Origin of the sequence: Marinobacter sp. LV10MA510-1 (genome assembly GCF_002563885.1) — a bacterium.
Classification (GTDB): domain Bacteria; phylum Pseudomonadota; class Gammaproteobacteria; order Pseudomonadales; family Oleiphilaceae; genus Marinobacter.
In genome coordinates, this window is the sequence record NZ_PDJA01000001.1 from 4,074,424 (window position 1) to 4,086,846 (window position 12,423).

The 12,423-nt window shown below is 57.8% G+C and carries 11 protein-coding genes; 5 read left to right on the plus strand and 6 right to left on the minus strand.

Translation table 11 applies throughout. The annotated features are described in order from the left end of the window. The first annotated feature begins 4 nt into the window (after window positions 1-4). Entirely contained in the window at window positions 5-1,690 is a 1,686-nt protein-coding gene (gene betA / locus ATI45_RS19665) for a choline dehydrogenase (RefSeq protein WP_098421279.1), read from the plus strand. Between the two features lie 117 nt (window positions 1,691-1,807). Continuing rightward, entirely contained in the window at window positions 1,808-2,230 is a 423-nt protein-coding gene (locus ATI45_RS19670) for a tetratricopeptide repeat protein (protein WP_098421280.1), read from the plus strand. Window positions 2,231-2,248: 18 nt separating this feature from the next. Here the strand turns inward: ATI45_RS19670 and ATI45_RS19675 are convergent, their stop codons facing one another. The 5 genes from ATI45_RS19675 to ATI45_RS19695 form a co-directional block, all read right to left on the minus strand. Beyond that, entirely contained in the window at window positions 2,249-3,967 is a 1,719-nt protein-coding gene (locus ATI45_RS19675) for a cation:proton antiporter (RefSeq protein ID WP_098421281.1), read from the minus strand. Further along, window positions 3,964-6,765, minus strand: a complete 2,802-nt coding sequence (locus ATI45_RS19680; RefSeq protein WP_098421282.1) for an HAD-IC family P-type ATPase — start codon at window positions 6,763-6,765, stop codon at window positions 3,964-3,966. The genes ATI45_RS19675 and ATI45_RS19680 overlap by 4 nt, the downstream gene beginning before the upstream one ends. Before the next feature lie 332 nt (window positions 6,766-7,097). Beyond that, window positions 7,098-8,507 carry a sodium-dependent transporter gene (locus ATI45_RS19685; protein WP_098421283.1) on the minus strand — a complete coding sequence of 470 codons (1,410 nt, stop codon included), beginning with the start codon at window positions 8,505-8,507 and terminating at the stop codon, window positions 7,098-7,100. An 84-nt stretch (window positions 8,508-8,591) separates the two neighbouring features. Further along, complete coding sequence (locus ATI45_RS19690; RefSeq protein WP_098421284.1) at window positions 8,592-9,692, minus strand: Leu/Phe/Val dehydrogenase; 1,101 nt, start codon at window positions 9,690-9,692, stop codon at window positions 8,592-8,594. A gap of 6 nt (window positions 9,693-9,698) precedes the next feature. Further along, window positions 9,699-9,905, minus strand: coding sequence for a hypothetical protein (locus ATI45_RS19695; RefSeq protein WP_098421285.1), 207 nt, complete (start codon window positions 9,903-9,905; stop codon window positions 9,699-9,701). Window positions 9,906-10,111: 206 nt separating this feature from the next. On the opposite strand from ATI45_RS19695, the gene ATI45_RS19700 reads away from it, so the two are divergent. From ATI45_RS19700 to ATI45_RS19710, 3 genes are all read left to right on the plus strand, one after another. Continuing rightward, window positions 10,112-11,005, plus strand: coding sequence for a DMT family transporter (locus tag ATI45_RS19700; RefSeq protein ID WP_098421286.1), 894 nt, complete (start codon window positions 10,112-10,114; stop codon window positions 11,003-11,005). Between the two features lie 124 nt (window positions 11,006-11,129). Beyond that, on the plus strand, window positions 11,130-11,636 hold the full coding sequence (locus ATI45_RS19705) for a C40 family peptidase (RefSeq protein WP_098421287.1): 507 nt from the start codon (window positions 11,130-11,132) through the stop codon (window positions 11,634-11,636). Window positions 11,637-11,692: 56 nt separating this feature from the next. Then, window positions 11,693-11,932: a VF530 family DNA-binding protein gene (locus tag ATI45_RS19710; protein WP_098421288.1), complete on the plus strand. Its 240-nt coding sequence runs from the start codon at window positions 11,693-11,695 to the stop codon at window positions 11,930-11,932. A 195-nt stretch (window positions 11,933-12,127) separates the two neighbouring features. Here ATI45_RS19710 and ATI45_RS19715 read toward each other — a convergent pair whose 3' ends face one another. Next, window positions 12,128-12,421, minus strand: a complete 294-nt coding sequence (locus ATI45_RS19715) for a hypothetical protein (RefSeq protein WP_098421289.1) — start codon at window positions 12,419-12,421, stop codon at window positions 12,128-12,130. Window positions 12,422-12,423: the final 2 nt, after the last annotated feature.

Consider the following 12,423-nt stretch of genomic DNA (forward strand, 5'->3'; position numbering starts at 1 on the left):
GTGTGTGAAAGAAAACCAATACGACTTCATCATTGTGGGCGCAGGCTCTGCTGGCTGTGTGCTGGCTAACCGCCTGACCGAAGATACCCAGCGTAAGGTTCTGCTACTGGAGACCGGTGGTAGCGACAAAAGCATCTTTATTCAGATGCCGACGGCCTTATCCATTCCGATGAACACCAAAAAGTTCGCCTGGCAGTTTGAAACTGAACCGGAGCCTTATCTGGACAACCGTCGCATGCACTGCCCACGGGGCAAAGTGCTGGGCGGATCGTCGTCCATCAATGGCATGGTGTACGTGCGTGGCCACGCCCGCGACTTTGATGAATGGGAATCGGGAGGCGCAGAAGGCTGGAATTACCAACAGGTACTGCCCTATTTCAAAAAAGCGGAGACCTGGGCCTTTGGCGGTGATCGCTACCGTGGCGGTGACGGTCCGTTGGGCGTAAACAACGGCAACAACATGCAAAACCCCCTGTATAAGGCCTTTATTAACGCAGGTCAGGACGCCGGTTATTTGCCTACAAAAGACTATAACGGCGCCCAGCAGGAAGGGTTTGGTAGCATGCACATGACGGTCAAAAATGGTCGTCGCTGGTCTACTGCGAATGCGTATCTGCGGCCGGCTATGGGTCGCCCTAATCTGACCGTGGTTACCCATGCTCTGGTGCACAAAGTGCTCCTCGACGGCCATACCGCTACGGGTGTGCGTTACGAACAGAGCGGTAAGCTCCGAGAGGTGAAAGCCACTGAAGAGGTGATTTTGTCGGCAGGGTCCATTGGTTCTCCGCATCTGTTGCAGCTTTCCGGCATTGGTAACCGCGAGGTTCTGGAAAAGGCTGGCATTGAGGTGAAGCACGAGCTGCCGGGAGTGGGTGAAAACCTGCAGGATCATCTGGAGTTTTATTTTCAGTTCCGCTGTGAACAGCCGGTGTCGTTAAACGGCAAGCTCGACTGGTGGAACAAACTGAAAATAGGCGTGCGCTGGATTCTGAAAAAAGATGGCCTTGGTGCCACCAACCACTTCGAATCGTGCGGTTTTATACGTTCCAAAGCGGGCGTGGAATGGCCCGATATGCAATACCATTTCCTGCCTGCGGCAATGCGTTATGACGGCAAAGAAGCGTTTGACGGCGACGGATTTCAGCTGCACGTTGGCCACAACAAACCCAAAAGCCGCGGCACCGTGCACGTCCATTCTGCGGATCCAAAAGAAGCACCACGGATACAGTTCAACTATTTACAGCACGAAGCCGACCGGGAAGGTTTTCGGGCGTGCGTTCGCCTGACCCGGGAGATTATTAATCAGCCAGCAATGGATGAGTACCGCGGGGAGGAAATTCAGCCAGGTACCGCGGTTGACAGCGCCGAGCAAATTGACGCTTTTGTTCGGCAGACGGTAGAGAGCGCTTATCACCCATCCTGCACCTGCAAGATGGGCATCGATGAGCGTGCAGTGGTAGACCCGCAAACTCGGGTTCATGGCATCAAAAATCTGCGTGTTGTGGATTCATCGATTTTTCCAACCATACCCAATGGCAACCTGAACGCGCCTACCATCATGGTTGCAGAGCGCGCCGCCGATCTGATCCGGGGCAAGGAGCCCCTCCAATCTTTAGAGGCACCTGTTGTCATGGATGAACAATGGCAGGTACGTCAGCGTCCAGGAGAGGCAAAACGGCAACAGAGCTAGCGCTTTGGAGTGCTGAGTTGAATGACAAAGGTACTTAAGTACCGTTCACCTTTTCTGCCGGCGCTGCTAACGTGAATTGGTCAAACAATCTTCACGCCACCCGCAAAGGACGCTCTTATGCAACCCACCAGGCACGAGCTCAAGGCGATGGCGCTTGTAGTCCTGATCGCCCTGATGCCGAACACAACACAGGCACAGCCGGCAGACGACCAGACGCGTGTTGCCCGGGATATGATCCGGGTTCTGGAAGCCTACGCAGTGTACAAAATGGGCCAGTATGATCTGGCGTTTGAACGCTATATTGCCCTGGCCGAGGATGGCAACCGCCAGGGAATGCTGAACGTCGCCAACATGTACGCGGAAGGCAAAGGGGTTGAGCAAAATGACACACATGCCTTCCAGTGGTACCTCAGGCTGGCCGAATCAGGCGACAGGTTCGGTATAGCCGAAACAGCAAAGGCCTACCGGACAGGCAGGGGCGTGCAAGAGGATGCGGAACGGGCCCGCTACTGGGAAGAGCAGGCCGGAGTTGGGGGCTGAGCGGATCGGTCGTTCTTGTTATTTCAACAACTCCTTCTGGCCGGCCGGGTCTTCCATGGGAACATTCTGAGCGGTTTCTCCGCTCAGAATCATACGTGCCGCAGCAACGGCGGCATCGCGGTAGGGCATCAGAACAATGTCTGCTTCAGCCCGAGTCAGTTCCGCCGCAGTCTGTTCCCTATGGGCGGCAACCGCTATCCGGCCGTGATAACCAAAGTCTCGCACAGATCTCAGCAGCGCGCGCCGCGGATCGCTATGGGTCAGTCCGGTGTCGTGTTCGGGCACCGCTAACACCAGCCATTTGGCCGCGCCAAGGGGCAGGTGCGCAAGAAATTCCGGGTCAGTTGCATCGCCGAAGATCACGTCGTACCCATCTTTGCGAGCATGGCGGATCGCTTCTGGGCTGAAGTCGACGCCAAGCACTTTCAGCCCGGCCTCGCGCAGCGCGCCCGCAATGCCAAGCCCGTAACGCCCCAGCCCAAACAGAATCACATCGTGTCCTTGCGTGTTTGATGGCGCATCCTCCCGCGGGGTCGCGGCCATGCGCCGGTCGAAGATGCCCAAAAGCGGCTCCATCCGGTTATATATCTGGTGTGAGTAGGTGATCATGTAGGTTGAGGCCGCAATTGTGATAAGGCCCACCAGCGTCACAAGGCCGAGCGCCTGGTCAGAGACATGGCCAATGGTCACGCCCATCGCCATGAAGATCAGGGAAAACTCACTGATCTGCGCCACGGTGAGGCCCGCAAGAAAACCCGTGCGTTTGCGGTAGCCCATGGTCACCATGATGATCAGCACGATCAGCGGATTGCCGATCAGCACGAAGAGCGACAGAACAATGGCCGGCCCTACGCTGTCGCCCAGAATCGACAGGTCCAGAGAGGCGCCGAGTGCGATAAAGAAAAACAGCAGCAGGAAGTCTCGCAGCGAGGCGAGACGTGCGGCAATCGCCTCACGGTAGGCAGTGGAGGCCAGTGAAACACCCGCCAGAAGCCCGCCAAGTTCCTTGCCGAAGCCCAGATAATGGCCAACTGCAGCCAGCAGCGCCGCCCAGCCGATGGCAAACGACACCAGCAGTTCCGGCGCCCGCGCCAACCGGTCGACCAGCGGGTTGGCCACATAGCGGATGAACAACGCCACGGCGAAGAGCATGGCCAGGCCGTAGCCAAGTAACACCAGAACGTCGGTCAGCGCCGCATCGTCGCCGGCACCTACCCCGATGGCCGACAGCACGATCATCGCAATTACCACAACCACATCCTGCACAATCAGGAAACCGAGCGCGATCCGGCCGTGGAGCGAATCGATCTCGCGTTTGTCAGACAACAGCTTGACGATGATAATGGTCGACGAAAACGTCAGTGCCACGGCGACGTAAAAGGCCGTCAGTGCATCAAGGCCAAGTGCCAGCCCGATGCCAAAGCCGAAGACCGTGGTAAAAACTACCTGTCCCAGCCCCGTGACAAGTGCCACGGGGCCAAGTGTGCGGATCAAGTTAAAATCGAGCTTCAGGCCGACCAGAAACAGCAAAACCGCAATGCCCAGTTCGGCCAGTAGGTCGATCTGTTCGTCCGATCGCGCGATATCCAGCACCGAGGGGCCCGCCACAATGCCCACCGCAATAAAGCTCACTATCAATGGTTGGCGCAGAAGAAGCCCGGCAAAGCCGACGCCAGCCGCCAGCACCAGAAGTGCCGCGAACTCATAGAAGATGTAGTCTTGAAGTACCTCGGTCACGATGTCTTCCTGTCGCTTTCGCTCTGCGAATTTTGCCCTGGGTTGCAGGGGTTGTGCGTTCGATGAAGCAGGACACGTTTTTCGATTTCAAGAATCACAAGCAGTGCTGGCCCAACCGCAATTACCGTCAGACCTTGCGCCAGGCTCAGCGGCCGAGTATCGAAGAAGACTTCCATGAAGGGCGCGTAGGTGAACAGGAATTGCAGCGCGGTGACCACCGCAATGGCAATAAGCACGGGCCGCGTTCCCAGCAAGGCCTCGAACGACAGCGAGGTGGTGTTCAGAAAACGCACGGAGAAAAGATAGAATATCTCCATCACCACCAGAGTGTTGACCGCGATAGTGCGAGCCTCCTCGATGCTTGCGCCCTGCCGCTGCGCCCAGGTAAACATCCCAAAGATGCCCGCACAGAACAGAATCGATACGAACGCTACGCGCCACATAACGAAGCGCGACAGGATCGCCTCGGAGGCCGGGCGTGGCGGTCGGAGCATAATACCGGGCTCCGGCCCTTCGAAGGCAAGCGCCATGGCCAGAACGACCGAACTGACCATGTTAACCCAGAGGATCTGCACCGGCGTGATCGGTAGCGTCAGGCCCAGAAGTAGCGCGGCGATCAGCGCCAACGCCTCGCCGCCATTGACCGGTAGAAGAAAAACAATGGCCTTCTGCAGGTTATCGTAGACGGTTCGACCGGCTTGGATGGCGGCGGTGATGGTGGCAAAATTGTCGTCGGCAAGCACGATCTCGGCCGCCTCCTTCGCGGCCTCGGTTCCGGTTCGGCCCATGGCGATGCCAATGTCAGCGCGTTTCAACGAAGGTGCGTCGTTGACCCCGTCGCCGGTCATCGCCACGACGAGTCCGCTGGCCTGCAACGCCTCGACCAGGCGCAGTTTGTGCTCGGGGCTGGTGCGCGCGAAGACGTCGATGCGCGTGGCGTGCTCCCGCAGTTGTTCGGTGCTCAGCCCGTCGATCTGTGCGCCTTCCAGTACCTCTTCGGTGTTATCGAGGCCCAGTTGCCGTGCGATGGCCAGGGCAGTGCCCGCATGATCGCCGGTAATCATCTTGACCCGTATACTCGCTGCCTGGCATTCGGCCACCGCGACGATGGCCTCCTCGCGCGGCGGGTCGATGAGGCCGACGAGCCCCAGAAGCGTTAGCCCGCCTTCGACATCGTCAAACGTTAGCTTACGCGCGCCCTCCGGCCCACGTCTTGTGGCGATGGCCAGAACACGCTGGCCCTGGGCGGCAATTTCGGACGCTGCACGCTGCCAGTATTCGGCATCCAGCGGACCGGCCTCGTCGCCCTCCGCTTGCTGGTCGGTGCACATGGCTAGAATGCGCTCGGGCGCACCTTTTACATGGATTGCAGCCGTATTGTGTTGATCATGATGCAGCGTTGCCATGAAGCGGTGCTGCGCATCGAAGGGGATAGCGTCGGTCTGCGGATTGGCGCGGCGGACATCACCCGTCACCAGCCCTGCTTTGCAGGCAAAGGCGATCAGCGCGCCTTCCATTGGGTCGCCTTGAACGTTCCAGCCCGTTTCCGTTTGAGCCAGTTCGGCGTCGTTGCAAAGCATGGCTCCAAGGGCGAGGTCGCGCAGGAGCGGGTGGGTGCCATGCCCGACCTCCTGTGTTTCAAACATGATGGTGCCATGGGGCGCATACCCCACCCCGGTCACGGCAAAGCGCCGTCCTGCGGTGACCACCGTAGTCACCGTCATCTCGTTGCGGGTGAGCGTGCCGGTCTTGTCAGTGCAGATGACCGAAACCGAGCCCAGGGCCTCTATCGCGGGAAGACGACGCACGATCGCGTTGCGCCGCGCCATCGCCTGCACGCCGATGGCGAGTGTTACGGTCATGATGGCCGGCAGGCCCTCGGGGATTGCCGCTACCGACAGGCCGACCACGGCGATGAATATCTCGGCAAAGCCCATTTCAGCCACGACATAGCCGAAAGCAAGAATAATCGCGGCCAACACGAGGATAACGCCGGTAATGCGGCGGGCGAAGACCTCCATTTGCAACAGAAGCGGCGTGGTTGTTGTCTCTACGCTGGTTAGAAGCCCGCTGATTCGCCCGATTTCGGTCGCCGCTCCCGTTGCCACAACAACGCCGCGCCCGGTGCCGGCGGCGACCAGTGTGCCGCTAAAAGCCATTGAGTGGCGGTCGCCGACAGGCGCATCGGCGGCGACGGAATCTATGTCTTTGTCGGTAGGGACGGATTCACCGGTCAGCACCGCCTCCTGCACGCGCAGGCCTTTGGCTGCGACCAGCCGAAGGTCGGCGGGCACCTTGTCGCCTGCGTCCAGAAACACGATGTCTCCCGGCACCAGTTCCTCGGCAGGCACCGTTGCCCGACGCCCGCCACGCAGCACGCGCGCGTCCGGTGCCAGCATATCGCGGATCGCCGACAGCGCCTGTTCGGCGCGGCCCTCCTGCACAAAGCCGATTACCGCGTTAACCAGCACGACCGCCAGGATCACGCCGGTATCGACCAGATGACCCAGCGCGGCCGTGACAACGGCTGCGGCCAGCAGCACATAGATCAGAACATTGCGGAATTGCCTGAGGAACCGGCGCAGCGGCCCGTCGGGTGCAGCTTCCGGCAGCCGGTTTGGCCCGGTTCTGCGAAGCCGGTCCGCGGCCTCATCCGCGCTCAGCCCATCTAGCCTGGTGTCAACACCTTTGAGAGCCTCGCCCTCTGCGAGCGAATGCCACTTAAGGTCCGCCGCGCTGCCACCATCATGCCGGACCGATGGGGAATCATCGGCGTCATCGCCGGATCGGTCGTTCATTTGTTTTCTCCAAGGCTGGCATCCTTCCAGCCGGGTTTGCGCGTTGCGTAGCCTGGTATTGTCAGAAAGGGCTTGTTCAGCATGCGGGCGTCCTTAAGAGCGTTCACGTCAATGAAGAGTTATCCCTCACTATAGAACATCTCAAACGTGGTTGAACATATGTCAGGAGCTGTGAGACTGAGGCAAGCGATACATTTGCCTTGTGGGGGGGTGGGAAAACTACGTTGATGACTAAAGTTGGAGCATTTTCCGTGTGCCAACCGGGTGTTAGGTCGGGGAGGCCCTAAAAGCCTTCCCGACGTGTCAAAGGCTAACTCATTACCTAACGCTGCTTACGATCCGAACAGGTTATAGATAAACACCGCACCCACAGCCACTGGCGTTATGTAGCGCACGGTGATGTACCACAGGCGAAACATAGGCTTTGAAAGCGCGAGTTCCTTTTCCATCGCCTCCCGCGACATCACCCAGCCGGCAAACACAGCAACCAGCAGGCCGCCCAAGGGCAACAGAATGTTGGCGGTGAAGAAGTCCAGCAGATCAAAGACGGTCTTGCCCTCTAGCATGCCAATCCAGCCCAGTGGTGCAAAATCTGACCACAGGTTCAGGGAAAGGATCGACGCAATGCCCAGTAACCAACACACGAAGCCTGCTGCCAGCGTGCTGCGGGTGCGATTCATGCTTTTTTGTTCTTCCAGCCATTCAACGATGGGCTCCAGCAGGGAAATGCCCGACGTCCAAGCGGCGAATATCAGCAATACAAAGAACAGGGTTCCGAACAAGCTGCCCATGGGCATCTGGCCGAATGCCAACGGCAGGGTCTGAAAGATCAGCCCAGGGCCGGCTCCAGGCTCAAGGCCGTTTGCAAACACAATCGGGAAGATGGCCAAACCGGCAAGCAGCGCTACCCCGGTATCGATGACGCAGACGGCAATGGAGGTTTTAGCGATGGATATACCTTTTGGCAGGTAGGAGCCGTAAGCCATCATGACCGCCATGCCCAGGCTCAGGGTGAAGAAGGCGTGGCCGAGCGCCACCAGAATGCCCGAGGTAGTCAGTTTGGAGAAGTCCGGCTGGAACAGGAATGTCACGGCCCGGCCGAATTCACCGGTGGTCATGGCGTAGCCGACAACCGTGAGCAGCAGCAGAAACAGGGCCGGCATCAGAATACTGACCGCGCGCTCAAGCCCCGCACGAACGCCTTTCGCGACTACAAACATAACCAAGGCCATAAACAGGGTGTGCCACATCAGCAGCGTTACCGGATCGGCCAGCAGGTCAGAGAAGATGGCACCAATGGCATCCGCAGACTGGCCGGTGAGTTGCCCGCTGGCCGCTGTGCCCACATAGGATACGGCCCAGCCACCAATCACCGAGTAGAACGACAAAATCAGGAAGCCGGCGATCACCCCGACTGCGCCGACCATACGCCAGGCCGGGTTCAACCTGTCGTGACTGGCAATCGCTTTGAGGCTGTTAACCGGGCTGCGACCGCCGCGGCGACCAATCAACACTTCGGCCATCATGATGGGCAGGCCAATCGCCGCGATGCACAGAAGGTAAACCAGTACAAAGGCGCCACCGCCATTTTCACCGGTGATGTAGGGGAATTTCCAGATATTACCCAGGCCCACGGCAGAGCCTGTGGCCGCAAGAATAAACGCAAAGCGTGAGGACCAGAGCCCCCGTTTGGCGTTGGAGCCTTCTATTGCTTCCGCAATGGGCGCATGTGATTCAGACATAATTTTTCCCTGCTAGGTCGTTGTTTTTGTTTGGAAGAACAGGGCCGTGAATGAATCACGGCTCTTTAAAGCAGATGCCGCTAACTACCCGGCGCCCACAAGTTGCTCGCGCGGTGCCTGAGCTACGCTTGAGTGCTTCTGGAAGCGTTCTTCGGCGAGCGTATTGGCCACCGCACCGGTTGGCATGCCACTGGCGTCCGAGCGTGTAAAGATCTCGGTAAGCGTGCGGCCTATGCCCTCCACATGGGCGCGTACTTTCTCTGGTGGAGCGCCGGTGCGTTCGTAGAACACGTCGATGATGCCGCCGGCGTTAATGGCGAAGTCCGGCGCATAGAGAATACCGCGGTCTTTTAATGCCTGATCGTGATCCGGGCGTTGCAACAGATTGTTGGCGGCGCCCGCAATGATCGTGGCCTTCAGGCGGGGAATGCTGTCGTCGTTAAGCACCGCGCCCATGGCGCAGGGTGCAACCACGTCTACCGGCAGGAAAAGAATGTCCTCGGCTGAAGCCGCATGGGCACCCAGTTCATCTATCGCACGCTGCATGTTCGCGTGATAAATGTCGTATACCCAGAGCTCTGCGCCGGCGTCTCTTAGATGACGGGCCAGGCGGTAGCCCACGTTGCCCACACCCTGAATAGCCACCTTCAATCCGGTCAGATCCTCGCGGCCAAGCTTGTACTTTACCGCTGCTTTCAAACCCACAAAGGTGCCGTAGGCTGTGGTGGGGGAGGGGTCTCCATTGCTGGGTTGGCCGTCAAAAGCGATGCGCTCGACAATGCCGGCGACGTGCTTCGTATGCCGCCCCATGATTTTCAGATCTGCCACACTGGTGCCGGAATCTTCGGCGGCAATGTACTGGCCTCCAAGCCCGTCCAGGTGTTTGCCCATGGCTTCCAGCAAGGCTTCGCTTTTTTGTTTGCGCGGGTCGCCGATGATCACCGATTTACCGCCGCCGAGGTCAAGATTGGCCAGTGCGGATTTGTAAGTCATGCCTTTCGAAAGGCGCAGTACATCGCGCAGCGCTGCTTCATCGCTGGCATAGGGGAACATTCTGCAACCGCCCAGTGCGGGCCCGCGGGAGGTGTTGTGCACCGCGACAATGGCTTTAAGCCCGGTTTCCGGATCACAGACAAACGACAGGTGTTCGTGGTTATCAAATTCGGGATGGTTGAATACAGTCATGGGGGATCACCTCTCTTCCTTGGCCCGGGTGGACGCTAATTCGTGGAAACAAAGGGTGACTATCTGAACAGGTAGGCGCGATTGTGCACGGCGCAATACGCCTTGGAGACGTGTTGACATAAGCATTTTGAAATCCTCTCCACCTGGCCGGATCTCGGCGGCAGTGGCGGTGTTGTTTTTGTCGTCCGGCTTGTGGCCGGCGTTTGATTTCATGCACCCGGATCTCCCGAAGGGGATTGCCCTTTTGGGGTCGGGTTATCTGTAAGCTAATCTTTGAAAGCTCAGGGGTCAATCGTTAACCGGAAAATCTCCTGTAAACTCAACTTCATTGTGGAACCTCTCGCTTTACCAGCGCTATGGCTTGAAAATAGGCGCGCTCCGGATTTCAGTCACTACTCCACGTTTATAAGGCTATTTGCATGCGTTCTGCGTTCCAGATTTATGTTGTGCCCGCAGTGTTTGTCTGGCTCTGGAGCACCGGGTTTATTGGTGCCAAGTACGGCTTACCCTACGCTGAACCTTTCACGTTGTTGCTTTACCGGATGCTGTTCACGCTGGTGCTGTTGGGCGTGCTGGCTCTGGTGCTAAAGGTTACCTGGCCGTCTTGGCGCGGGGCGGGACACACCGCGGTTACCGGTTTGCTGGTGCATGGCTGTTACCTGGGCGGTGTCTATTACGCTATTCAAGGCGGCATGCCGTCCGGTATTATTTCGCTGATTGTTGGGCTGCAGCCGCTGGTCACGGCGTTGGCGGCGGTGGTGATATTGCGTGAGTCGGTTACGCGGCGGCAGTGGGTGGGTTTGTCGCTGGGATTGCTGGGCGTAAGCCTGGTGCTGATGGAAAAGCTGGGTGGCGGGCCTGGGATAGAGGGCTTTCCCCTGTGGACTCTGGGGTGGGCGATGCTGTCATTGCTCGGTATCTCGGTAGGCACGGTTTACCAAAAGCGCCATGGCGGGAGCGTTAACCTGGTGGCGGGGACCTTTATTCAGTACAGCGCCGCCTCGGTGTTTTTCGCGATCGGTGCGTTCGCGCTTGAAACCCGCGAGGTGGTCTGGAACATCCAATTACAGTTGTCCATGGCGTGGCTGGTGTTCGGGGTATCGATTGGTGCCATTCTATTGCTCATGCTGCTGATTCGTCGGGGTGCGGCGTCGCAGGTGGCCAGTCTGTTTTATTTGGTGCCGCCGGTCACAGCGCTGCAAGCCTTTTGGTTGTTCGATGAGCGCCTGGGTGTCTTGGCCATAGCCGGTGGTGTGGTTTCTATCACCGGTGTGGCGTTTGCGGTTACGGGGCGCAAGCAACCGGCACAGTGAACCTGTCATGCGCCAGCTTCTTTCAGTTGGCTGGCAAGACACGCATAAACGCAATGTTTAACCTGACACGGAGCACGCGGGCTTTTACAGTAGGCCAATGCTGAACGTTTCGAGGACAATTCCAATGACATGGCGATCGCTGCTACCGCTGTTTACTATCGCGATACTGTTTGGCCTTGGCGGTTGCGCCAGTAATCAGGATCTTGGTACATCAGACAACAATCGCTGGCAGCCGTCAGAGCGGCCCGCGACCGGTAGTGAAATGGCTGCAGCCCAGCAACTCTGGCAGGTGTTCGAGCGCTATGAAGGCACGCCTTACCGCTACGGAGGCATGTCTGCCAGCGGTTTTGACTGCTCCGGTTTCATCACCACTGCATACCACGAAGCCATAGGGCGCCGTTTACCCCGCACCACTCATCAGATGCTGGCCGCCGGAGAAAGAGTTCCCCTGGACAACCTGCGCACCGGCGATCTGGTGTTTTTTAATATAAAGGGAAAGGATCAGCACGCCGGAATCTACATGGGCGATGACAGTTTTATTCACGCATCGACATCGTCTGGCGTTATGCGCTCATCCCTTAATGGCTACTATTGGCGCGGCCGGATCAGTCAGGCTCGAAGATTTTATTAATCTTCGGTCGGGATGCCATCGGTTACCCCCTCAATGAATAACGGTGTATTTAAAGCATGAGTGAAGAACAACCGAATAGCCCATTGCACGGAGTGACGCTTGAGAAGATTGTTACCAGGCTGGAACAACATTACGGCTGGGAGGGGTTGGCTCAAAGAATCAACATAAATTGTTTTAAGAGCGATCCGTCCATCAAATCGTCGTTGAAGTTTTTACGCAGAACCCAGTGGGCCAGAGATAAGGTTGAAGATCTGTATATATCAACGTTTGAAGGAAATTATACGGGGAAGGTGTGACCACAATGGGTGCTGGCGCGCCCGAAAGGGCGGCCAGCGTTTGCGTTTAAAGCTTGGTTACAAAGGTGCGTGCCTGGTAAAGGGCCAGGCCACTGAGCACAATAATGACGGCAACGGCGAGCATGTCAGCCCCCGGATAACCCCAGAAATCAGACATAGTGTCTCCTTGGTGAAAAATTTAAGTTCCACTGGCTATCAGGCCAGTGCGGTGTCGCGCATCCGTTGACGACCGAAGTCGTTAAGCTTGAACTTGAACAACACGCGGCCTGCGCCAAAATAGGCCTGATGATCGAGCTCTTCCTCAACGCTCTCGATGATGCCGCTGGAGAACAGGTCAGTCAGTGTGACGCGGGTATTGCCGCGCCAGTAGGCACCGCTAAGACCGTATTCACTCATCACCGCATCGCTGATTTGCCAGTCCCAGATGCCGCCATGCTGCTGGTCATGGATCAGCTGTAGAATGCGGCCTTTCATGTGCAATTTATTCATGG

Coding starts and splice junctions, on each gene's coding strand:
- ATI45_RS19670 (WP_098421280.1), top strand. CDS start 1,808: ATGCAACCCACCAGGCACGAGCTCAAGGCGATGGCGCTTGTAGTCCTG.
- ATI45_RS19680 (WP_098421282.1), bottom strand. CDS start 6,765: ATGAACGACCGATCCGGCGATGACGCCGATGATTCCCCATCGGTCCGG.
- ATI45_RS19685 (WP_098421283.1), bottom strand. CDS start 8,507: ATGTCTGAATCACATGCGCCCATTGCGGAAGCAATAGAAGGCTCCAAC.
- ATI45_RS19690 (WP_098421284.1), bottom strand. CDS start 9,692: ATGACTGTATTCAACCATCCCGAATTTGATAACCACGAACACCTGTCG.
- ATI45_RS19695 (WP_098421285.1), bottom strand. CDS start 9,905: ATGAAATCAAACGCCGGCCACAAGCCGGACGACAAAAACAACACCGCC.
- ATI45_RS19700 (WP_098421286.1), top strand. CDS start 10,112: ATGCGTTCTGCGTTCCAGATTTATGTTGTGCCCGCAGTGTTTGTCTGG.
- ATI45_RS19705 (WP_098421287.1), top strand. CDS start 11,130: ATGACATGGCGATCGCTGCTACCGCTGTTTACTATCGCGATACTGTTT.
- ATI45_RS19710 (WP_098421288.1), top strand. CDS start 11,693: ATGAGTGAAGAACAACCGAATAGCCCATTGCACGGAGTGACGCTTGAG.
- ATI45_RS19715 (WP_098421289.1), bottom strand. CDS start 12,421: ATGAATAAATTGCACATGAAAGGCCGCATTCTACAGCTGATCCATGAC.